This window comes from Parablastomonas sp. CN1-191 (genome assembly GCF_049354825.1).
Lineage (GTDB): Bacteria > Pseudomonadota > Alphaproteobacteria > Sphingomonadales > Sphingomonadaceae > Novosphingobium.
This window is the reverse complement of record NZ_CP186480.1, coordinates 1,509,640-1,531,538: the sequence shown is the minus strand read 5'-3', so window position 1 is coordinate 1,531,538 and position 21,899 is coordinate 1,509,640. Positions and strand designations below refer to the sequence as shown.

Annotated in this window: 20 protein-coding genes and 2 tRNA genes; 11 read left to right on the top strand and 11 right to left on the bottom strand. The window is 69.7% G+C overall.

What is annotated here, in order from left to right:
- Positions 1-154 precede the first annotated feature (154 nt).
- Together ACOYW6_RS07615 and ACOYW6_RS07610 are read right to left on the bottom strand one after the other, a co-directional pair.
- Positions 155-241 (bottom strand) — tRNA-Leu (locus tag ACOYW6_RS07615).
- 106 nt (positions 242-347) lie between these two features.
- A complete protein-coding gene (locus ACOYW6_RS07610) occupies positions 348-1,181 on the bottom strand; it encodes a zinc-ribbon domain-containing protein (RefSeq protein WP_423140729.1) in 834 nt (277 codons plus the stop codon).
- A gap of 161 nt (positions 1,182-1,342) precedes the next feature.
- Between ACOYW6_RS07610 and ftsE the strand changes: the two genes are divergently transcribed.
- Genes ftsE through ACOYW6_RS07590 form a run of 4 tightly spaced genes read left to right on the top strand, consistent with a single transcriptional unit; the run spans position 1,343 to position 4,291 of the window.
- Positions 1,343-2,080: a cell division ATP-binding protein FtsE gene (gene ftsE, locus ACOYW6_RS07605; RefSeq protein ID WP_423140728.1), complete on the top strand. Its 738-nt coding sequence runs from the start codon at positions 1,343-1,345 to the stop codon at positions 2,078-2,080.
- On the top strand, positions 2,077-3,042 hold the full coding sequence (locus tag ACOYW6_RS07600) for a cell division protein FtsX (RefSeq protein ID WP_423140727.1): 966 nt from the start codon (positions 2,077-2,079) through the stop codon (positions 3,040-3,042). Before ftsE ends, ACOYW6_RS07600 begins: the two co-directional genes overlap by 4 nt.
- Positions 3,039-3,575 (top strand): YdcF family protein, encoded by a 537-nt coding sequence (locus tag ACOYW6_RS07595; protein ID WP_423140726.1) that lies wholly within the window; start codon positions 3,039-3,041, stop codon positions 3,573-3,575. The genes ACOYW6_RS07600 and ACOYW6_RS07595 overlap by 4 nt, the downstream gene beginning before the upstream one ends.
- Complete coding sequence (locus ACOYW6_RS07590) at positions 3,575-4,291, top strand: lysophospholipid acyltransferase family protein (protein ID WP_423140725.1); 717 nt, start codon at positions 3,575-3,577, stop codon at positions 4,289-4,291. The genes ACOYW6_RS07595 and ACOYW6_RS07590 overlap by 1 nt, the downstream gene beginning before the upstream one ends.
- Before the next feature lie 6 nt (positions 4,292-4,297).
- Here the strand turns inward: ACOYW6_RS07590 and ACOYW6_RS07585 are convergent, their stop codons facing one another.
- On the bottom strand, positions 4,298-5,203 hold the full coding sequence (locus tag ACOYW6_RS07585; RefSeq protein ID WP_423140724.1) for a prephenate/arogenate dehydrogenase family protein: 906 nt from the start codon (positions 5,201-5,203) through the stop codon (positions 4,298-4,300).
- The gene (gene hisC / locus ACOYW6_RS07580; RefSeq protein WP_423140723.1) at positions 5,200-6,348 is read right to left on the bottom strand and encodes a histidinol-phosphate transaminase; all 1,149 of its coding nucleotides are present in this window, start codon (positions 6,346-6,348) and stop codon (positions 5,200-5,202) included. The genes ACOYW6_RS07585 and hisC overlap by 4 nt, the downstream gene beginning before the upstream one ends.
- Before the next feature lie 66 nt (positions 6,349-6,414).
- Between hisC and metX the strand changes: the two genes are divergently transcribed.
- On the top strand, positions 6,415-7,515 hold the full coding sequence (gene metX / locus ACOYW6_RS07575; RefSeq protein ID WP_423140722.1) for a homoserine O-acetyltransferase MetX: 1,101 nt from the start codon (positions 6,415-6,417) through the stop codon (positions 7,513-7,515).
- A 2-nt stretch (positions 7,516-7,517) separates the two neighbouring features.
- Positions 7,518-8,105 (top strand): methionine biosynthesis protein MetW, encoded by a 588-nt coding sequence (gene metW, locus ACOYW6_RS07570; RefSeq protein WP_423143087.1) that lies wholly within the window; start codon positions 7,518-7,520, stop codon positions 8,103-8,105.
- Positions 8,106-8,114: 9 nt separating this feature from the next.
- Here the strand turns inward: metW and ACOYW6_RS07565 are convergent, their stop codons facing one another.
- Positions 8,115-8,492 (bottom strand): VOC family protein, encoded by a 378-nt coding sequence (locus ACOYW6_RS07565; RefSeq protein ID WP_423140721.1) that lies wholly within the window; start codon positions 8,490-8,492, stop codon positions 8,115-8,117.
- A 102-nt stretch (positions 8,493-8,594) separates the two neighbouring features.
- On the opposite strand from ACOYW6_RS07565, the gene ACOYW6_RS07560 reads away from it, so the two are divergent.
- The 4 genes from ACOYW6_RS07560 to ACOYW6_RS07545 all read left to right on the top strand — a co-directional run bounded on the left by ACOYW6_RS07560 (position 8,595) and on the right by ACOYW6_RS07545 (position 12,617).
- A complete protein-coding gene (locus ACOYW6_RS07560; protein ID WP_423140720.1) occupies positions 8,595-9,041 on the top strand; it encodes a hypothetical protein in 447 nt (148 codons plus the stop codon).
- A gap of 104 nt (positions 9,042-9,145) precedes the next feature.
- Positions 9,146-11,257, top strand: a complete 2,112-nt coding sequence (locus ACOYW6_RS07555) for a TonB-dependent receptor plug domain-containing protein (protein WP_423140719.1) — start codon at positions 9,146-9,148, stop codon at positions 11,255-11,257.
- A gap of 68 nt (positions 11,258-11,325) precedes the next feature.
- Complete coding sequence (locus ACOYW6_RS07550; protein WP_423140718.1) at positions 11,326-11,856, top strand: hypothetical protein; 531 nt, start codon at positions 11,326-11,328, stop codon at positions 11,854-11,856.
- An 89-nt stretch (positions 11,857-11,945) separates the two neighbouring features.
- A complete protein-coding gene (locus ACOYW6_RS07545) occupies positions 11,946-12,617 on the top strand; it encodes a glutathione S-transferase family protein (protein WP_423140717.1) in 672 nt (223 codons plus the stop codon).
- A gap of 6 nt (positions 12,618-12,623) precedes the next feature.
- Here the strand turns inward: ACOYW6_RS07545 and ACOYW6_RS07540 are convergent, their stop codons facing one another.
- Entirely contained in the window at positions 12,624-13,583 is a 960-nt protein-coding gene (locus ACOYW6_RS07540) for a complex I NDUFA9 subunit family protein (protein ID WP_423140716.1), read from the bottom strand.
- Positions 13,584-13,750: 167 nt separating this feature from the next.
- Between ACOYW6_RS07540 and ACOYW6_RS07535 the strand changes: the two genes are divergently transcribed.
- A tRNA-Leu gene (locus ACOYW6_RS07535) sits at positions 13,751-13,837 on the top strand.
- A gap of 101 nt (positions 13,838-13,938) precedes the next feature.
- Here the strand turns inward: ACOYW6_RS07535 and ACOYW6_RS07530 are convergent.
- The 5 genes from ACOYW6_RS07530 to ACOYW6_RS07510 form a co-directional block, all read right to left on the bottom strand.
- The gene (locus ACOYW6_RS07530) at positions 13,939-15,069 is read right to left on the bottom strand and encodes a pectinesterase family protein (protein WP_423140715.1); all 1,131 of its coding nucleotides are present in this window, start codon (positions 15,067-15,069) and stop codon (positions 13,939-13,941) included.
- 1 nt (position 15,070) lies between these two features.
- On the bottom strand, positions 15,071-16,138 hold the full coding sequence (locus ACOYW6_RS07525; protein WP_423140714.1) for an alpha/beta hydrolase fold domain-containing protein: 1,068 nt from the start codon (positions 16,136-16,138) through the stop codon (positions 15,071-15,073).
- Between the two features lie 122 nt (positions 16,139-16,260).
- Entirely contained in the window at positions 16,261-17,874 is a 1,614-nt protein-coding gene (locus tag ACOYW6_RS07520; protein WP_423140713.1) for a family 43 glycosylhydrolase, read from the bottom strand.
- On the bottom strand, positions 17,874-18,890 hold the full coding sequence (locus ACOYW6_RS07515; protein ID WP_423140712.1) for an alpha/beta hydrolase: 1,017 nt from the start codon (positions 18,888-18,890) through the stop codon (positions 17,874-17,876). Before ACOYW6_RS07515 ends, ACOYW6_RS07520 begins: the two co-directional genes overlap by 1 nt.
- Positions 18,891-18,906: 16 nt before the next feature.
- Complete coding sequence (locus ACOYW6_RS07510) at positions 18,907-21,831, bottom strand: TonB-dependent receptor (protein WP_423140711.1); 2,925 nt, start codon at positions 21,829-21,831, stop codon at positions 18,907-18,909.
- Positions 21,832-21,899: the final 68 nt, after the last annotated feature.

Here is a 21,899-nt window from a genome sequence, read left to right as displayed (position 1 = left end):
GAGACGTTCGCCAGTTTCGGGGCGCTCGTGGCATGCCATGGCCAAGTCTCTGGCGTCATCTGGAGACAGGTCGGCCATGAAAGCGCCCAGAACTGCGCCATTTTGCGGCCGGATGCTCCCCGAATGCGGGTTGAGCCAAAGAATTAGGACTGTTTGGTGCGGTCGAGAAGACTCGAACTTCCACGGGCTTTCGCCCACAACGACCTCAACGTTGCGCGTCTACCAGTTCCGCCACGACCGCTAAATCATCGGAGCGAAATGGCCGCTCCGGGGGGGTAGGAGCGCGCCCTTAGCAAAGGCATCCGGGGGTCGCAAGCGATGGTTTCGCGCCCGCCGGGCGCGGCCGATCAGCCCGGTTTCCAGCCAAACTCGGCAAAGCGGGCCGAATCGGGAATGTCGGTCAGCGCCTCGGTCACCGAGACCGTTTCGCCCGGGGCCAGCGTGCGCTTGGGCGGGGTAATCTCGGCCGTGTAGACCACGCGGTTGCGGCCGTCGCGCAGCACCACCAGCACGGCCGGCACGCGGCGCGCGGTCTTGCCCAGATTGCTGATCGTGCCGTTGGCGCCGAAGAATTCGCTGCCGTCGGGCAGGCGGCGGCGATCCTGCCGCCCGGCCGGGAAATCGAGCGCCAGGCCGTCCTGCGGCTTGGCGAACGTCTGCGAGGACAGCGGCATCCAGTCGGGCAGCCCGAACCACGCCGTCGCGGCCACGAGGCCGAGCGCGACCACCGCGAACAGCGTCGCCGCGATCGTCCACATCCTCGCCCGGTTGCGGCGCGGCCGGAACGGCGGTTCATAGTCGAACTGCGAGGGGTCGGCGTTTTCGACGTCCTGCGCGGCGGGCTCGGCCGCGGCCGGAAGCGGCGCGGCACGGGAGACATCCTCGAACGGGGGCGGCTCGGCAGCGGGTTCCGGCGACGGTTCGGCGCCGGGTGCCGGCGGCGCCACGATCGGCGCGGCGCGCGGGGCCGGCGGCGGGGCGGGCGCCGCTTCGGGCGGTGCAGGAGCGGGCGGCGCAGGAGGAGGCGGCACTGAAGCTGGAGCACGCGGGGCAGCCTCTTCGCCACCTTCCTGGAACCACGAATGACGGCATTTGGCGCACCGCACGGTGCGGCCTTCCATCCCGACCGCCCGGTCGGGAACGACATAGCGCGTGGCGCAGGCGGGGCACGCAATGATCATCGTGACGCGGGTTAGACAGCGCCCCGCGCCGCGCGGCAAGACGCGCGCGTGCGGACAAGCCTCCAATCGCCCTTTTTTCCACATCGAATGGTGGTTAAGGGACGCGGACAAGGCCGTTCGCCGCCGCGGCGGGCCATATCGTCCGGGAGCGCCGCAGCACGATGCCGACCGACCCTGCCGGTCAAGTCGTCCAGTTCGAGAACGTCGGCCTGCGCTACGGGGCCGAGCGCGAGGTGCTGTCGGACGTCGCCTTCACGCTGTACCCCGGCGGCTTCTATTTCCTCACCGGCGCCAGCGGCGCGGGCAAGACATCGCTGCTCAAGCTGCTGTACCTCGCCCAGCGCCCGTCGCGCGGGATGATCCGCATGTTCGGGACCGACGCGATCACGATGCCGCGCGGCGACCTGCCGGTGCTCCGTCGGCGGCTGGGCGTGGTCTTCCAGGACTTCCGCCTCGTCCCGCACTTGTCAGCGTTCGACAACGTGGCGCTGCCGCTGCGCGTTGCCGGGGTGAGCGAGCGCGACCTGGCCCGCCCGGTTGCCGACATGCTTGACTGGGTCGGCCTGGCCGATCGCGCCCATGCCCGCCCGGCCACGCTGTCGGGCGGCGAGCAGCAGCGCGTCGCGATCGCCCGCGCGGTCATCGGCCGCCCCGAGCTGCTCATCGCCGACGAGCCGACCGGCAACGTCGACGCCGCGATGGCGGCCAAGCTGATGCAGCTGTTCGAAGCGCTCAACCGCCTCGGCACCACGGTCGTCGTCGCCACGCACGACCTCCAGCTGCTGCGGCGGGTGCCCGATTCGCTGATCATGCGGCTGGACCGGGGGCGGCTGTCCGACCCGACCGGGGCGCTGCGCTATCCGCCGCGCAGCGGGGCCGCCTTGCGGGACGCGCCGTGAACGGGGCGCTGTCGTCACTGACCGGGGCGCTGGCCGGGCCGATCATGGCGCGGGGCCAGCCGGCGCTGATCCCGCGGTCGCGGCTGGCCGGGCCGATCCTGTGGGTGGTCGCGATCATGGTCGCGCTGACCGTGCTGGCGGTTGCCGCCGGGCTTTCGCTGGCCCGGCTGACCGCCGCGGCGTCGAGCGACCTGGCCGGTGCGATCACCGTCCAGGTGCTGGAGCCCAATCCCGACCTGGCCCGCGCCGGGGCCGAGCGTGCCGCCGCGCTGCTGCGCGCGACGCCGGGCGTCAGCGACGTGCGCGTGGTCCCCCGCGCCGAGATCGACGCGCTGGTCCAGCCCTGGCTCGATGTGCCGGCAAGCGATGCCGATGCCCCGATTCCCTTGCCCGCGCTGGTCGAGGCGCGCCTCGCCGGCACGACAGGCGAAGCCACGGCCGGAGACACCGGGCGCGCGCTGGCGGAGCGGCTTGGCACGCTGCGGCGCGACATGCATGCCGCCGTCCCGGCGGCGCGGATCGACGCGCAATCGAGCTGGCTGACCCCGGTGTTCTCGGCGGTGGCATCGTTGCAATGGCTGGCCGCGGCACTGGTGGCGCTGCTGGGCGGCGCGACCGCGGCGGCGGTGCTGCTGGCGGTGCGCACGGCGCTGGGCACGCACCGCGAGACGATCGAGATCGTCCACTTGCTAGGCGGCACCGACAGCCAGATCGCCCGCATCTTCGAACGCGCGATCGGCGCCGACGCGGCGCTTGGCGGCCTGGCCGGGCTGGCGCTGGGGATCATCGGGGTTTTCGCGGTCGGCGGGCGCTTCGCGGCGCTGGGCGCCGGCCTGGTCGATGGCGGGCAGTTCGCCTGGTATGACTGGCTGGCGCTGTGCGCGGTGCCGGCTGCCGGGGTGGGGCTGGCGGTGGTGACCGCGCGGCTGGCGGTGCTGCGCGCGCTGGGGCGGATGACGTGATCGTGCGCCGCGTCCTGTCGGTGCTGCTGCTGGCGTGGGCCTTCGGGTTCATCTGGTTCGCGGTGTCGCTGCCGCGCCCGGCGGCCGCAACGCCCGCCGACGCGGTGGTGGTGCCGACCGGCGGCAAGGGCCGCATCGACCACGCCATCGCCCTGCTCCACGCGGGCGAGACCCGGCAGGTCTTCGTCTCGGGCGTCGACCGCGAGGTCCGCCCGGTCGAGTTCGCGCTTGAGTACGGGGTCGACAGCGCACACATGGCCTGCTGCGTCACGCTCGGCTTCGACGCGCTCGACACGCGCAGCAACGCGCGCGAGATCGCCGCCTGGGTGGCCAGGGAAAAGCCGCGCGGGCTGCGCCTTGTCACCAGCGACTGGCACATGCGCCGCGCCGCCTACGAACTGCGCCGCCGCCTGCCCCCTGGATTCCCCGTGACAGAGGATGCCGTGCCGACCAATCCCAGCTTCCGCATCCTGTTCCTGGAATACCACAAGCTGATCGCCGCACGGCTGGTCGGCCCGTTCGAGCCCGATTGATGGCGCGCCGCCCAACCATCGGCGAAGTGCTGCGCAGCATCGCCTTCTACGCGGTGTTCTACGGCGCCACGGTCTTCATCGTGCTGATGTCGGTAGCGACGCTGTTCCTTGCCAGCGAGGAACGCTTCCGCACCGTGATCCACTGGTGGGGCCGTTTTCACCGCTGGTGCGTCACCCGCATCCTGGCGATCCCCGTCATTATCGAGGGGACGCCGCCGCCGCTGGGCACGCTGGTCGCGCTCAAGCACGAGGCTTTCATGGAGGCCATCGAGCTGCCCCAGCTGATGCCGCTGCCGGTGGTCTTCGCCAAGGCGGAACTGATGCGGATCCCGCTGTGGGGCCTGGCCGGCAACCGCTACGGCCTGGTCTCGGTCGAGCGCGAGGAAGGCGCCGCGGCGCTGCGACGGATGCTGTCGGCCGCCAGGCGGCTGGGGCAGGGCGGGCGCCGGCTGGCGATCTTTCCGGAAGGCACGCGGGTCAGGCACGGCACCCGCCCGCCGCTGCAATCGGGTTTCGCCGCGCTGTACAAGCTGCTGGGCCGCCCGGTCATCCCGGTCGCGGTCAGGAGCGGGCCGGCCTATCACCACTGGATCAAGCGCCGCGTGCCCATCGTCGTACGCTATATGGACGCCATCCCGGCCGGCTTGCCGCGCGACGAGATCGAAGCCCGCGTCCACGCGGCGATCAACGCGTTGAACAGCGATCAGCCAGGCTGACCGCAGCTAGTGGTCGCTGCGGCCGAAGTCGGGCCTGGCATCATCCTGCCCTTCCTCGATGATGGAGCGGCGAATGGCGCGGGTGCGGGTGAAGTGCTCGAACAGCGCGTCGCCGTCGCTCAGCCGAATCGAGCGCTGCAGCGCGGTCAGGTCCTCGGTGAAGCGCTGGAGCATCTCCAGCACCGCTTCGCGGTTGGACAGGAAGACGTCGCGCCACATCGTCGGGTCGGACGCGGCGATGCGGGTGAAGTCGCGAAAGCCGCCGGCCGAATACTTGATGACTTCGCCCTGCGTCACGCCTTCCAGGTCGCTGGCGGTGCCGACGATGGTGTAGGCGATAAGGTGCGGCAGATGGCTGGTAACCGCCAGGACCAGGTCGTGGTGGGCGGCCTCCATGACCTCGACCCGCGCGCCGAGCGCTTCCCAGAACGCCCGCAGCGCATCGAGCTTCGCCGTGTCGACGCCCTCTGGCGGCGTGACGATGCACCAGCGCTGCTGGAACAGCGCGCCGAAGCCGGCGTCGGGTCCGCTGCGCTCGGTCCCGGCGACCGGGTGGGCGGGAATGATCGTCACGCCCGGCAAGGCCTCGGCCAGCGTGGCGGCAACCGCCGCCTTCGACGAGCCGACGTCGCTGACGACGACGCCGGGCTTGAGGTGCGGCGCGATCGCGCGCGCTGCCGCGCCCATCGCGCCGACCGGCACGCACAGGATGACAAGGTCCGCCTCCGCCACTGCCGCCGCCGCGGTTTCGCAGACGGTGCCGGTCAGCCCGCGCGCGGCGGCGCGGGCGCGCACCGCCGGGTCGGCGTCCCAGCCGGCGGTGGCGACGCCGGGAATGTGATCGCGCACGGCCAGCCCGATCGACCCGCCCAGCAGCCCCAGGCCCACGATCGCGACCCGCGCGAAGGTCATCGCGCCGCCTCGGCCATCTCGCCCAGGGCGGCGGCGATGGCGTCCATCTGCGGCGCCGTGCCGATGGTGATGCGCAGCGCGTGCGGCAGGCCCTGGTTGGGCAGCCAGCGCACGATGGTGCCGCGCTGCGCCAGCCCTTCGTAAGCGGCCTCGGCGCTCAGCGCGCCTTCGAACAGGACCAGCAGGAAATTGGCCTCGCTCGGCACCGCGCGCAGCCCGTGATTGCCCAGCGCATCGATCGCGGCGGCGAAGCGCGCGCGCTCGGCGCGGTTGTGGCGGCGCGATCGCTCGACGAAAGCGTCGTCGCCGACCGCCGCCAGCGCCATCGCCTGGCCGGTGGCGGTGACGTTGAAGGGGCCGCGGATGCGATTGAGCGTCGCCACCAGCCCGGGCGCGCCGGTCGCCCACCCGATCCGCTCACCGGCAAGGCCGTGGATCTTGGAAAAGGTCCGCGTCACCAGCACGTTGGCATGTGCGGCGGCAAGCGCGAGGCCGCCGTCATCGTCCGCCGCCTCGACATATTCGGCGTAGGCCTGGTCGATCACCAGCACGACGTCGGCCGGCAAACCCGCGTGAAGCCGCGCCAGCGCGGCACGGGGCAGGTAAGTGCCGGTCGGGTTGTTGGGATTGGCCAGGAACACGACCCGCGTTCGCGGCGTCACCGCCGCCAGCATGGCGTCGACGTCGGCGCCGTAGTCGCTATCGGGCACGACCACCGGCTCGGCGCCGCAGCGGCGCGCGGCGATGTCGTAGACGGCGAAGGAATAGCGCGCGAACAGCACCGCGTCGCCCGGCCCGGCATAGCCTTGCGCAACCAGGTTGAGCAGTTCGTCGGAGCCCGTGCCCATGACGATGCGCGCCGGGTCGATGCCGTGGCGCGTGCCCAGCGCCGCGCGCAGGGCGGTGCTGCCGGGATCGGGGTAAAGCGAGGCGTCCTGCGCCTGCGCACGGGCCGCCAATGCCGCCGCGCCGGTGCCGAGCGGATTCTCGTTGGCGGAAAGCTTGACCAGCGGGCGCCCGTCCGCGCCGGCCGACTTGCCGGGGACATAGGCCTCGATCGCGTCGATCCAGGGCTTGGGGACGGGGCCGGTCGAGGGGCCGTTTGCGGGGCCGGTTACTGGGCCAATTACTGGGGCGTCGTTCATCGCGGCGCGCCTTAGCAGGCTCGTGGGCGATTGACAGCCCGGCGGGCCGCGCCCCATGCGGCGCGCATGGCGACCGCGACCGCCCCTGCCAGCCTGGTGCTGGACCTGGCCGAACCGCTGCCGCTCGACGGCGGGCAGCGGCTGGGCGGCGTGCGCATCGCGTACGAGACGTACGGCACGCTGGCGGCGGACAAGGGCAATGCGGTGCTGGTCTGCCACGCCCTGACCGGCGACCAGCACCTGGCCAGCCCGCACCCGATCACCGGCAAGCCGGGATGGTGGGACCGCATGGTCGGCCCCGGCAAGCCGATCGACACCGCGCGGCATTTCGTGATCTGCGCCAACGTGCTGGGCAGCTGCATGGGCACGACCGGGCCGGCCAGCCCCGCGCCCGACGGGCAGCCCTATGCGATGCGGTTTCCGGTCATTACCATCCGCGACATGGTGCGCGGCCACATCGCGCTGCTGGACGCGCTGGGGATCGACCGGCTTCATGCCGTTGTCGGCGGTTCGATGGGCGGGATGCAGGCGCTCAGCCTTGCCGCCAACTGGCCGCAGCGGTCCGGGCGCGTCCTCGTGATCGCCAGCGCGGCGCGCCATTCGGCGCAGAACATCGCCTTCCACGAGGTCGGCCGCCAGGCGGTGATGGCCGACCCGGCCTGGGCGGGCGGCGCCTACTACGGCACCAGGGGCCCCGAGGCCGGCCTGGCGGTGGCGCGCATGGCCGCGCACATCACCTACCTGTCCGAGGAGGGCATGCACGACAAGTTCGGCCGCCGCCTGCAGGACCGTGAAGCGAAGACGTTCGGCTTCGACGCCGATTTCCAGGTCGAAAGCTACCTGCGCCACCAGGGCCTGGCCTTCACCGACCGGTTCGACGCCAATTCGTACCTCTATATCACCCGCGCGATGGACTACTTCGACCTGGCCGAAGAGCATGGCGGCCGTCTGGCCGACGCCTTTTCCGGCAGCACGGCGCGCTTCTGCCTGGTCAGCTTCGACAGCGACTGGCTGTACCCGACAGCGGAATCGCGCACGATCGCGCACGCGCTCAACGCCTCGGGTGCGGCGGTCAGTTTCGTCGAGTTGTCGGCACCGTTCGGACACGATTCCTTCCTGCTCGACGTGCCCGCGCTCGACCGGGTGGTCGCGGGGTTCCTGCGATGATGATCAGGCTGCGCCCCGACCTTGCGGTCATCGCCGCCAACGTTTCGCCCGGCAGCCGCGTGCTCGACGTGGGCTGCGGCGACGGTGCGCTGATGGCGGCGCTGATCGCCGATCGCGGCGCCGATGCGCGCGGGCTCGAGCTCGATGCCGGCAATGTCGCGGAGTGCGTCGCGCGCGGCCTGTCGGTCATGCAGGGCGATGCCGATCGCGACCTGGCCGACTATCCCGACGGCGCCTTCGACTATGCGATCCTCAGCCAGACGTTGCAGACGACGATGCGGCCCGACCTGGTCCTGGGGGAGCTGCTGCGGATCGGGCGGCGCGCTTTCGTGTCGTTTCCCAACTTCGCGCACTGGCGGGTCAGGTTGAACCTCTTGTGCGGCGGGCGCATGCCCGTGACGCGGCTGCTTCCCGTGGCCTGGTACGAGACGCCCAACATCCACCACGTCACCATCGACGATTTCCGCGCGCTGCTCCGCGCCCGCGGCATCACGGTGGAGCAGGCCTGGTTCCTCAGCGGCGACCGCGCCACCAGCGCCGCCGCCGCCAATCTCCGCGCCGAACACGCGGTGTTCTTGCTGCGCCGCTAGGGGCGCGCCCTACATGCGCTTGAGGGCGCAGAGCTTGTTGCCGTCGGGATCGCGCAGATAGGCCAGGTACAGCGTCATTCCGGCGCCGCTCCGAACCCCCGGCGGATCCTCGATCGCGGTGCCGCCGGCGGCGATCCCGGCGGCGTGCCAGGCATCGGCCTGCTCCTGCGACTCCATCGCGAAACCGATCGTGCAGCCGTTGCCGTGGCTCGCCGGCTCACCATCGATGGGCTTGGTGACCAGGAACGTGCCGCCGTTGTGCCTGTAGACCAGCCGGCCCTTGGGATCGACAATGCCCGGCTGGCCGCCGACCGCCGCAAAGGTGGCATCGTAGAATTTTTTCGAGCGATCGATGTCGTTCGATCCCACCATCATATGACTGTACATTTGGCCGCTCCTCCGGGTCCGCTTGGCGCGGCGACCTTATGATCCTGCCGGGTGCCGTCAAGCAGGGCTGCGGTTCAGCTTGATCCTGCTAAGCGTGGCGCCATGACCCCGCGAACGATCCTTGCCGTGCTAGCGCTGGCCGCCGCCCCAACCCTCGTCGGAGCCCAGGCCCCGGTCGCGCCGCCCGCAACGCCCGCGGCGGTGCCGGCGCTCAAGCCCGACCAGCAGGCCGCGTTGCACTGTTCCGCCGTGTTCGCCCGCATCGCGCACGAGCGTGCGGCCGGCGGAGCTGCCGCGGCGGCGCTGCCCGATCTCGGCACGCGCGGCCGCGAATACTTCGTGCGTATCTCGGCGCGGATCATCGACGATACCGGCGCCGGCCGGCCGCAAATCTCGGCGCTGTTCGCCGGGGCCCTGGCCGACGTCGACCGAACGCTGATGAACGCGCGCGATCCCGCCCCGGTTCTCAACGCCGCGCTGGCGCCCTGCCGCACCCTGCTGGACCTGGAAGTGCCGCAGGGCCGGCCCGAAACGTCGCCCGCCGGCTGACGACTACGTTTGTCGGCGGTTATCGGCCGCCGATCGATTGGCGCGCCTTTCTGCCGCCCACCTGCTGCATGACGGTCTCGGCCTGTCACGGCCGGGAGAGAACGATGTCGATGAAGTCAGGGCCAGCGGGCCGGGTTGCGGGAACGAGCGTGCTGGTGATCGCCGCCGTGCTGGTCGCCGCGCCGGCCGTGCGCGCAAAGGCAGCGACCGACCCGGCGCCGGCCGCAACGGCCGCCGCGGATGCCGCCGCCGCGGCCCGCCAGGTCTTCGCGCCGGATTACTTCGCCCGCTTCGCTCCGCGCACGGCCTGGGACATGGTCGTCCAGCTTCCCGGCTTCTCGGTCCGCGACAACGATCAGTCGCGCGGGATCGGCAATGCCACCGGCAACATCCTGATCAACGGGGAGCGCCCGACCAACAAGACGGACAGCTTCCAGACCCAATTGTCACGGATCCCCGCTTCCTCGGTGGTGCGGATCGAGGTGGTCGACGGAGCCACGCTCGCGCTGCCGGGCCTGTCCGGCCAGGTCGGCAACATCGTGGTCAACACCGGGGGCACCAAGGGCCAGTTTTCCTGGACGCCCGAGCTGCGCGCCCATTATTCCGATCCCATCGTGCTGCGCGGCGAGGTTTCGCTGTCGGGCAAGTCCGGCCGGCTCGACTGGACGACCGCCTTCGCGGTCGAAGGTGACCGGTCGGGCGCGGGCGGGCCCACCACGATTACGCTTGGCGATGGCGCGCTGCTGGAAACCCGCGACGACCGCTGGCGCAGCAACTGGGACCAGCCCAAGCTCAGCGGCCGGCTGGCCTACGACCTGGGCGGCGGAGCGAAGGCAAACCTCAATGCCAGCGTCCAGCGCGGCTGGAACGATTACCGCGAGGTCAGCGCCCGCCATCGTCCCGCCGGGATCGACCGCAACCGCCTGCTGACCGACGTCGAGGACACCTGGGGGTACGAGATCGCCGGCGACGTTACGGCGCCGGCGGCGGGTGGCACTCTCAAGCTGATCGGGCTGCGGCGCTTCGCCGATTCCAGGGACGTCAGCGCGGTCGTCACCCGGCTGGTCGACGGGTCGCCGCCGCTTGGCGATCTCTATCGCCAGCACACCGGCCTGGGCGAAACGATCGGCCGCGCCGAGTTCGGCTGGAAGATGCTGGGCGGCGACTGGCAGCTGTCGGGCGAGGGCGCCTTCAACCGCCTCTCCAGCATCGCCGCCACCGGAGACCTGCGCCCGGACGACACGTTCGTGGAAAGCCCGTTCGAGCCGGGCACCGGCAGGGTTGGAGAGAACCGCTACAACGCCTCGCTCAGCTACGGCACGGCGCTGTCTCCCAAGCTCAACCTGCAGGCGGTCGCGGAAGCGGAATATTCGACGATTTCGCAGGGCGGCGCGGGCGGTCTCAGCCGCAGCTTCTTCCGCCCCAAGGGCTCGCTGTCACTGGCGTGGAAGCCGCGGTCGGACTTCGACCTTTCCGGCAAGGTCATGCGCCGCGTCCTGCAGCTGTCGCTTTACGAATTCCTCGGCAAGCGTTTCCTCAACGATGGAAACGAGAACGCCGGCAATGCCGCACTGGTGCCGCAGCAGGACTGGTCGATCGAAATGGAAGCCAACAAGCGGCTGGGCCGCTGGGGCAGCAGCAAGCTGCGGCTGGTGACGCGGTTCGTGCAGGATCTGGTCGCCGTCGTGCCGCTTCCGGGGGGCGGCGAATCGACCGGCAACATCGCCAAGGCGCGCGCCTCCGCGATCGACTGGTCGGCGACGTTGAACCTCGATCCGATGGGGTTCAAAGGCGCCAAGGTGGACCTGCGGGCGCTGCTGCAGACCTCGTCGCTGGTCGACCCGCTGACGGGTGCCAGGCATCAGTACAACGGCTTCACGTCGCGCGTTTTCGACTTGTCGCTGCGGCACGACATTCCCGGCTCCGACTGGGCCTGGGGGACCTCGCTGGAATACTTCCACAACGAGCCCTCCTACCGGCTGCAGGAATCCGGCTCCCAGTTCGAAGGCCCGTTTTGGGGAGAGGTCTTCGTCGAGAACAAGGACGTGGCCGGGCTGACGGTAAAGGTGGCGGTCAACAATCTGTTCAACGCGCGCAGCCGGTGGGACCGGACGGTCTATTCCGGCCCGCGCGACGTTGCCCCGGTCGCCTTCTACGAAGATCGCAACCGGTTGATCGGGCCGATGTTCCGCTTTTCTGTGCGCGGCAACTTCTAGCGGCCGTTCAGCACGAGGTCAGGCGCGGCGGCCCAGATTTGCGCTTTCGTCATGCCGGAGAGTCGTCCGTGACCCGCAAGTTTGTCCTGATCGCGTCCGCCGCTGCCCTGCTGGCCCCGCTACCGTCTTTCGCCGCCGAGCAGCCGGCCGACAGGGACGCCGCCGACATGGCGCGCGTTGCCGAAACGATGCGCAATCCTGCCGCGCAGGCGGCAATGGGAGACGCGATGGCGGCGATGATGGGGGCGCTGCTCGACATGCCGGCAGCGCCGTTCCTGAAGGCGGCGCAAGCTGCCGACACTGCCGCCGGCAAACCGCGCAAGCCCGCGCCGCCCGTCAGGGACGGCGCGCGCCTCCGCGACCTGGCCGGCGCTGGTGCCGCGGATGCGCCGCGCCAGGTCGGCCGCGCGGTACCGGTGATGATGGGCGGTATGGCGGGCATGACCGAGGCGATGGGCAAGATGCTGCCTCAGCTTCGCGAAATGGGCGCCCGCATGGGCGAGGCGATGGGACAGGCGCAGGCCACGCCCGCTACGTCCGCTCCGCGCAATGCCCCGGCAGAGCCGGCCGCCGGAACCGCCGAGGCACCCGCCACCTGATCGCAGCCCGGCACGGCGCGGGGTTATGCACTGAAAAAGCGCCGCTCGCCCGGTGGACGCTGCGCCCGCCGCGGCGCTAGAGCGGGCCCATGTGGCAGCTCTACCAGTTCCCCCTGTGCCCCTTCAGCCGCAAGGTGCGCCTTGCCATGTCCGAGAAGGGCATTCCCTACGAACTCGTGCGTGAGAACCCGTGGGATCGGCGCGAAGGCTTCATGGACCTCAACCACGCGGGCCGCACACCTGTGCTCCATGATCCCGACAAGGGCCTGACCCTCTCGGACAGCCGCGCCATCTGCGAATACCTGGAAGAGACCGGCGACAAGAATCCCCTTATCGTCGGCACCGCCCCCGCACGCGCCGAGATTCGCCGCCTAGTCGCCATGTTCGACGAGGATTTCTACGCCAACGTCACCGCGCCGCTGCTGCATGAGCGGATGATGAAGCGCCTGGTCCTGCGCCAGTCGCCTGACAGCAAGGCGCTGCGCCAGGCGATGAAGCTGGCGCACGACTACCTCGATTATGTCGATCACCTGATCGATTACCGCGCCTGGCTGGGCGGCGTGACCATGAGCCTGGCCGACCTGGCGGCGGCAGCGCAGATCTCGGTCGCCGATTATCTCGGCGGGCTCGACTGGAACGGCCACGAGCAGGCGCAGGGCTGGTATTCGGTGTTCAAGAGCCGGCCGAGCTTCCGCCCGCTGCTGACCGAGCGGATGGACGTCATCCAGCCGCCTTCGCACTATGCCGACGTCAACGCCTAGCGCCGACTAGGCGGCCGGCGCGCGGCCCGCGAACCGGCCATGCGTGCGGTAGCGGGTCATCCAGCGATCAAGGAACAGCGACAGCGGCCGCGGCGTGACACCCAGCGCCGCAATGTCCTTCGTGCCGCCTGCGGCCACGTTGCCTGCCTGCAGCATCATCCACTGGTCGCTGCTCAACGGCGCAGCCGGCAGCCAGCCCGTGAGCTTGGCGAACAGGCCAGAAACGGTGTCGGGCACGTTCATGAACATCCGCTCGCGCCCCTGTGCCGCCGCGATGCGGTGATTGATCTCGCCCATCGTAATCACTTCGGGGCCGCCGATCTCGTAAATCTTGCCCCCGTGGTGCGCCGGATCGGCGAGCGCGTTGGCGATGGCTTCGGCGGCGTCGTCCACGAAAAGCGGCTGAAGCTGCGCCTTGGGACCGAACACCGGCAAGGCCGGCAGGCGCGCGATGAGGCCGGCGAACAGGTTGAGGAAGCCGTCGTCCTCGCCGAACAGGACTGACGGCCGAACGATCGTCGCGCCCGGAAAGGCGGCGCGCACGGCCGCTTCGCCCACACCCTTGGAATGCGCATAGCCGCTTCTGGACTCAGGGTCGGCCCCGATCGCGGAAACGTGGACGAACGCGCCCGCGCCCGCCGTCAGGGCCTGAGCGGCGACGCGCCCCGCGCCGCGGCCCTGCAGCGCGTCGAGGTCACCCGAAAAGGCGCCGACCAGGTTCACGACCGCGTCGGCACCCTGGAGAACGCGCGCCAGCGATTGCGTGTCCGTCACATCGCAGCGGGCGAATTGAACCTGGCCCAGGTTGGCCAGCGCGCGGATGCGGAAGGCCCGCTCGGGATGGCGGCTTGCCAGCCGCAGCCGCGCGCCGCGCGACAGCAGTTCCTGCGCCAGGTGTGCACCGACGAAGCCGCTGCCGCCGATCACCACCACCAGCTTGTCCCGCAATGCCGAGCCGCCTGCCATCGTTCGATTCCACCTGGAAAAATGCCTGACCGGCCCTTGGCACAGGACCCGGCGCCCAAGCAACCGTGCGCATTTCGCAAATCCGCCTCACCGCCGTTGACAACCGCCCCGACCCCCGTCTATCGGCCCGCTCCTACCCGGCGGAGACCAAGCAGTCCCCGCCCCGTGCCCAGATGGCGGAATTGGTAGACGCACCAGCTTCAGGTGCTGGCGCTCGCAAGGGCGTGGAGGTTCGAGTCCTCTTCTGGGCACCACCGCTTTCGAGGCGGGCTAGAGGAAGGCCGGGGGTTCGCGGCTTTTTGTGCGCGATGGCAGTTTCTTCGCGGATTCCCTGAGAACCGGCTTCTCGAGGGGCTCAGGCCTGGGGCCAACCCGCGAAGAACCGTGCGCGCATTTGCGGCCAGGACAGGGCGGGGCGCCATGACATGCCGATGTCTTCGTGGCGGGCGCCGGGGCCCTTCGCGTTCGTTTCCCAGAAGCGTGAGGTTTGCGGGGTGAAGATCGCTGTCTTCGTGCCGTCGCGCGCGGTTCCCTGCATGCTGGTCCAGTGTCTTGGCCCAATGTGGCGGTCCATCCAGCAATCGATGAAAAGCGCCTGCCCGACCGCCGCGGGATCGGCGTAACGGCCGTCGGCAAAGCGGCTGGTGGGGTGCCACGGGCGCGCCAGCGCTACGCTGGCATCGGGCACGCCGGCTTCCCGCGTCAGGCGCGAGCGATGAACGACGATGCCGAAGGGCTGGCTGAGCTGTGTCGAGGGTGCCAGCAGGAACGACTGGAATCCGTTGTCACGCTCGTCTTTCGCGCGGCGGCGCGTGCGCAGTTCGCTGTCCTCGATCAGCAACTGGCCATTCCCGAAAATGAAGTCGACGTTGCCGGCAATCAGGGCGTTGCGGATGTAGCCGCGCCTGCCGTTGGCAAACAGGGTGTCTTGGTACCCCAGCAGCGCAACATCTTCCATCAGCACTCGGTCGCTGTGAATGTCGAGCAGCACGGCGACCGCCTGGTGATTGGCGATCCGGCCCGGCGCGCCAGCGGCGAGCGCGTCGTTGGCGAGGTAATCGAAGGTGTTTTCGATCGTCAGTCCGCGCACCGTCACCCCGTCGGCATCGACGACGAGGGTGGCCGATCCGGGCGTCCCCCAGTGATCGCGGTGATACCGCCCCGCGGTCTCGGCAACCAGATCGTTGTAGATCCGCGTCGCGCCGCGACCGGCGCCGACCAGCGCAACATTGGCGCGCCGCACTTCGACCCGCTCCTTGAAGTTGCCGCGGCCGATCGCGATCGTGACCGGATCCGGGGTTGGAAACGTGCCGGCGGCATCGACCGCGGTCTGGACGGTTCCGAAGCACGCGGGCCGCGCGTGGCAGTCAGTACTGACCGCCAGACGGTGCGTGACAGTTGTCACGACTGGCGCTGTCGGCGCCAGCGTGCCAGCACAACCTGCCAGTAGCGACAGCGCGAGAACGGCGATGCACCGGGCGGTCATCTCATCGCTCTCGCGCGGCGCACGGCCGGGCCGCGGCGACGTCAGGCCGCCTCAAGAACGCATCGATCGCGGCCGATACCTGCGCGGCGTAAGGCTCGAACAGCCAGAAGGTGTGCGGCTGGCCGGGGAAATCGACAGTCTCACTGGCGATGCCAAGCTGTGACAGCTTGCCGCGCACGACCTCCCAACCGGCGGTAAAGCGCGGCGCATCGCCCCGAAGCACCAGCGTGGGCGGCGAAGCGCGGCTGACATGCGTGGCGGCGCTGGCTTCGCGCCAGCGCGCCGGCACATGCTCCCACGATCCACCAAGCCACCGGGCGGCGGACGAGGCGTCTCCGGCGCGATTTTCGTTCTCGAGGGCCAGCGGCGTGGTGAAATCGATCACCCCGTCGATATCGACCAGAGCGCTAACGGCCGGCGCGCGCACACCGTCAGGCGCGTAAAGGGCCTGGCCGCAGGTATAGGCCAGTAGCGCGGCCATCTGGCCGCCAGAGGATTCGCCGCCGATGGCGATGCGGGCGGGATCGATGCCGTATTGCCGGGCGTCGCCGCGAACGCGGGCGAGCGCCGCGTTGATGTCGAACAGGCCGGCCGGATATGGCGCCTCCGGCGCGAGGCGAAACTCCGGCAGGATCACCGCGTAACCCGCCTGCGACAAGTGATCGGCGATGGCATAAAAATTGGATTTTTGGCCCGATCGCCACGCGCCGCCATGAACCAGCAAGATAGCCTGGGCCGCGTGGGGCGCTGGCGCGGGCAGGAACACGTCGTAGTGGAGCTCGCGCGGACCGGCGGTGGCGTAGGCGCGCTCGAACAGCAGGCGGCGCCCGTTCGACAAGGCGACTTCGGGCAGGCGGTAGTCGGGGTGAGCGGGGCGGTTCTGCTCCCATCGGCTGGCGATCGTGTAACTGCGATCGGTCGGGATCAGGCCGGGTGCGGGCGCCGCGCCCGCGGCGCCGTGCTTCGCGGCGCAGCCCGAGACGGTGAGGGCGGCGAGGGCGAGGGTTGTCCACGCCTTTCCCATGCGGTGGCGGGCAGGAGAGGGGCGCTGCGGCCGCTTCGTCAGCACGTGCACCGACCTTTCATCATGGGTTCTCAGCGTGAACCGTATGCCCAGGGCCCACGGCGCGCCGGTCTGGCTGGATTCACCCAACACAGACCGATCGCGCTGTCCGGTGCCGTCTGCGGACATCAATCTTCCAACGCAGTGAAGCGGAAGTCGCGGAAGGTGGCGGCGCCCGGGCCGGCTGCGTAAAGCCCGGGCCGCAGCATCAGGAAGCCGCCGCGCACGTTGTGGTGATAGCCCGACACTTCCATGCCGCGATCGAAGCGCTGCCAGGTCCTGCCGCCATCGCCGCTGGTGTGAAAGGCGACGACGTGGCGCCGGTTGGTGACCCGCAGCCGCATCCGGGCGCCATGCGGATTCGCGGGGCGGCCACGCTCGATCCCGTACTGGTGCGTGACGAAGCGATCGCGGTCGAAGCCGAGCCCGCAGTAGAGCTTGTCGTCGTAGAACAGCACCAGGCCCGCGGTGCCGCCGGGCGCCAGTTCAATGTCGCATTCAAACCTGTAACTGGTGTCCCCTGCGGTCAGCAGCAGCGGCGAACCGGTCGAGGGCGCCAGGCCCTTGCCCGCCAGGCGCAAGGCGCCGCCCGACACGCTCACGCGCGCGGCCTCGTCCGCGGCGGGGCGAAAGAACGCCCACTTGCTGCCCAGCGCCAGCGGAGCGGAAAAATCGTCCGACAGCGGCATGCCGTGGGCGACGGCATTGCCGCCGCGCGGCTTGGGAAGCGGGCGCGCCAAGTCGCCCCCGGTCATGCGGAACCAGGCGTCGGGCGTCCATTCGACCGGGTCGAGCAGGCACTGCCGGCCCAGCGTCCAGAACCCTTTCTCGTAGCCGTGGTAGAGCGACCACCATGAACCGTCGGGAGCCTCTACCAGCGAGGCGTGCCCGCGCGACCACCACGCCTCGTCCTCGCTGACGGTGCGCACAAGCGGATTGCCGGGATGATGTTGCCAAGGTCCGTGCAGCGACCGGCTGCGCGCTGCGATGACCATGTGCCCGGTCGGCGGGCCGGCGGTGCCGCCCACCGCGGTCAGCATGTAGAACCAGTCCCCGCGGCGATGGATCTTCGGCCCCTCGGGGCTGAAGCCCTCGACGTCCCAATCGTCCGGGTAGCGCCATGGATCGTAGACGTGCTCGGGCTTTCCGATCACCGACAAACCGTCGTCCGCCAGCCGGACGCGGTCGCCGCCCGACAGGAACAGCCAGCGCGAGCCATCCTCGGCCACCGCGTGGCAGGGATCGATATGGTCGTGCAGGCCAAGCGCGACCGGGTCCGACCACGGCCCGTCGATGCCATCCGAATGGCTCACGTAGATGTCGTTGGGGGCCGCCTTGACCGGGATGTAGAGGAAATAGCGCCCGCCGTGCTTCTCAAGGCTGGGCGCCCAGACGGAGCCGATGTTGCGGGTCAGGGCAGGCCCGCGCGGCTGCCAGTTCACCAGGTCGCGGCTGTGCCAGATCGTCAGCCCCGGGTAGGCGTCGAAGCTCGAGAACGTCAGGTAATAGTCCTGGCCGTCCTTCAGGATTGCGGGGTCGGGATGATCGCCTGCCAGCACCGGGTTGAGGAAGCGTCCGTCGCCGAGGTCCGGTATGCGCTGATTGTCGAAGCCGCGCCGCCAGCGGGCGTCATCTTTGCCTTCGGCCGGCGCGCCCCCGGTGGTGGCAAGCGCTGGATTCGCGCCGAGGCCGATGGCGCCCAGGGCAGCGGCCCTGAGCGCGTCGCGGCGGTCGATGCCCATCAACCCAGCCCGACCGTTCCGGCCCAGGCACGCCAGAGTTCGGGCCAAGCCTCGACCGGCTTGCCCACGGTCTTGCGCAGCCCGAAACCGTGCCCGCCATTGGCGAACAGGTGCATCTCGACCGGCACCTTGCGCGCGCGCAATGCGGCATGAAGGCGCAGCGTGTTGTCGACCGGCACGACGTCGTCATCCTCGGCATGAAGCAGGAAATGCGGCGGCGCGTCGACCGGCACGTTGCGATCGGGCGAATGCGCGGCCTCGCCCTCTGCGCTGGGCGAGGCGCCGAGCAGCAGCGTGCGCGAGCCGGGATGGGCGATCGCCGGATCCATGCTGACCACCGGATAGACCGGCGCTGCGCTGTGCGGGCGGGCCGACAATTTGTCGGCGGCATCAACCGGCGCATAGACCGGCGCCGCGAAGCGCGCGGCCAGATCGGCGCAAACGTGTCCTCCCGCGGAAAAGCCCATCGCCGCGACCCGTTCCGGCGCGATGGCGAAATCGCGGGCGCGGTGGCGGATCAGGCGCATCGCGCGCTGCGCGTCGGCCAGCGGTGTATCGGGTCCGCTGGCCCATCCTTCGCCCGGCAGGCGGTAGAACAGGACGAAAGCGGTGAAGCCGCGCGCCGCCAGCCAGCGCGCCATCTCGTAGCCTTCCTTGTCGACCACGACCCACTTGTAGCCGCCCCCCGGCGTCAGCAGCACCGCCGCCCCGTTGGGACGGTCGGGCCGGAACACCGCCATGCGCGGACGCGTGATGCCGTAGACCGCACGGTCGGTCACCAGGCTGTCTGTCGACCGCTCGTCGACAGTTTCTGCCAGGGGCCTGGCCGGTTTGCCGGGGGCGCCCGCCGGCCACAAGTCGATCGTTTCAGTCGGCTGCGGCAGGCCCGGCGGCTGTGACTTGCCGGCAGCGACCGGTGGCGCGGTCTGCGCGCGGGCCCCGGCGGGCAAGGCAGCCCCGGCCGCCAGCACACCTGTGACGCCCGTGGCAAGCAGCGATCGGCGATCGATTGTCATGCCACGGGCCGCCCCCTCACAGCTTCAGTCGTGCGCCGAACAGGATGGTCCGGCCGAAGTGGTTGTTCTCGTAGTTCCGGTCGGCATCGAAGTCGGTGTAGCGATAGCGGTAGGTGTCGAGCAGGTTGTTGCCCTCTACCGACAGCTCCAGGAACTCGCTGACCTTGTAGCGCATCGAGGCATCGACGTTCCAGGTCGCGCCGTACCCCTCGAAGACGTTGCCGGTGCCCGAGTTGGCATCGATGTAGCGGCTGCGATAGCTGGCCGAGGCGCGCGCGCTGAATCGCCCGTCGTCATAGTACAGCGTGCCGTTGTAGGCGCTCTTCGAAACGCCGAACAGCGTGGCGGTCCGGGTCGTGTTGTTGAGCGGCCCCAGCGCGCCGGTGCTTGCCACGAAGGCCGATGTGATCGGCCCTTGCACGTTGTAGTTCGCGTCCGAGCTGATGAAGGTGGCGTTGGCCAGGATGCCGAAATTGCCCAGCACGCCGCCGACGAAGGTCTTGAACGGGATCTGCGCCGCCAGTTCGACGCCCTTGAGCGTGGCGCCCGAACCGTTGACGTTGGCGGTGATGGTGTATTGCTGGTTGGGATCGAAGTTGATGAACGCCGGCGAGGACGGCGGCAGCGCTTCCTTCGGCAGGCCGGTCGATGCGAACGAGGCGGTGAACGCCTGGCTGACCGGGAAGCTTTCGACCTTCTTCACGAAACCGGCGATGGACAGGATCGCCTGCGGCGCAAAGTACCACTCGATACCAAGGTCGAAATTGGTCGCGCGGTAGGGATCGAGCTGCGGATTGCCATAGCTGATGCGGTAGTTGAACCCGTCGATCGTACCGCCGGGCGTCAGGTTGCCCAGCGTCGGGCGGGTGATGACCTTGGCCACCGCGCCGCGCACGATCACGTCGTGCGCGGGGAATAGCGCGATGTTCATCGACGGCAGCCAGTCGTCGTAGCTGCGGTTGACGGTCACGGTCGAGCCGCTGAGCACGCCGGTGGAACGCTGGTCGGTCTTGACGTAGCGGATGCCGGCATTGGCCGCGTAGTCCAGCCCGCCAAGGCTGCCCTTGGCATCGAACTGCAGATAGCCGCCCTTGGTCGTTTCCTGGACCGCGCGGGTATTGCCGGTGTCGGGCGCGGCGGTCCGGCTGTAGAGCTGCGTGAAGGCGGTTGCCGCCGGAAGGTTGGGGATCAGCCACTGCGTGGTCGTGCCGGTCGGCTGGCCCGCCTTGCCCAGCGTGAACAGGTCGGCCAGCGATGCGGTGACCGGGAACCCGTAGACCGCGGTCGGCCCGAACACGCTGGTGGCGGAACAGGCGATCGTGCCCGACGTGCTGGTCACCAGGCTGGTGCCGCCGTTGCCGCACACCGTGGTGTCGCGCGTGAAGGCAACCGAATCAAAGTTGAACCGGCGCCACATCGCGCCTGCCCTGATCGTGAAGCCCTCGGCCGCGTCCCACTCGGTGCGCAGCTGCGCGGTCTTGAAGCGGTTGGTGACGTTCGAGGGACGGTCGCGGATTTCCGCCAGCTGGAAGTTGGCCGGATCGGTGACGCTGGTGCCGAAGGTGAGCAGCGGGCTCTTCATGTCGGTATAGTCGTACTTGTAGCCCTGTGCGTCGCGGTCGTCGAAGACCACCGTCGTCTCGACCGGGATGTCAGCATTGGATTTCGACGCGCCGCCCAGCAGGGTGAAGCGGAACGTATCGGTGACGTCCTGGTCCCAGGTGCCGCCGATCTGGTAGAAATCGGTCGAGCTCTTGCGCAGGTAATGCTCGGTGCGGACGTAAACGTCGTTGAGCGTCGCGGAAATGAGATTGTTGTTGCCGTCGTAGACCGGGTTCACCACGTCGATCGCGCGCTCGTTCGAACGCAGCAGCACCTCGCCCCACTTCTCCTCGCGGTCTTCCTTGAAGCGCGAGAACAGACCGTCGATGCTGATCTTGGTGGCGTCGGTCGGCGCGAACTGGATCGAGCCGGTGAGGCCCAGGCGGTCGCGGCGATGCTCGATCTCGCCGTAGCGCGGGATGCGCGGGTGGAAGGCCAGCGTGGCGGCATCGCAGGTTGCGCTCGGCTTGTACGTGCCGCCGCTGTTGGTGCGCGGGGTGGTGTAGACCAGGTTGCCGCCGGCAATGCTGCCGGTGGTGTTGTAGAAGCACGGCGTGCCGTTGACGCTGTCGAAACGCGCCTGCGCCCAGCGAACCGAGTTGTTGCCCAGCTCCAGCGTGTTGGTCTTCGAATAGGCCGCCGAAACCGCCACGCCCAGTGTGCCGGCATCGTTCTTCCAGCTCAGCAGGCCGGCCAGGCGCGGACCCAGGTCGCGCGACAGGTCGTTATAGCTGCCGATCGCAGACAGCGCGCCGTGCAGGCCGCTCTTGCCCGCCAGCGGATTGCCGGTGTTGAGATCCACCACCGCGCCGAGCGACCCTTCGTCGAGACTGGCCTCGGCAGTCTTGTGGACGACGATCGAGCTGAACAGCTCGGAGGCGAAGACGTTGAAGTCGAACGCGCGGTCACGGTTCGAGCTGGCCCCGTCGGTCGACGTGGCGACGGTTTCCAGCCCGTTCAGCCGCACGCGCGTGAACTGGGCGCCAAGCCCGCGCACGGTGATGGCGCGGCCCTCGCCAGCGTCGCGCTGGATCGAGATGCCGGGGATGCGCTGCAGCGATTCGGCCAGGTTCTGGTCGGGGAACTTGGCGATGTCCTCGGCGACGATGGCATCGACCGCGGCGACCGACTGCTTCTTGACGTTGAGTGCGGCCTGAAGGCTCTGGCGGAAACCGGTCACGACGATGGCGTCGGCCTGCGCGGCGGCGTCGTCGCTGGCTTGCGCCGTGGCGGCCGCGGGGGGGCTGGCGGCATCCTGCGCGTGGGCCGCCAGCGGCAGCAGCGCCGTCCCGGCTGCAAGGGCGATCCTGAATGCTGAGCGCGAACGAGTCTTGGCCATGGTTCCTCCCTCGGCGCCAACGGCGCCCGATTTGATACCGGTGTCAAAGATACGCGTAACCGTCCTGG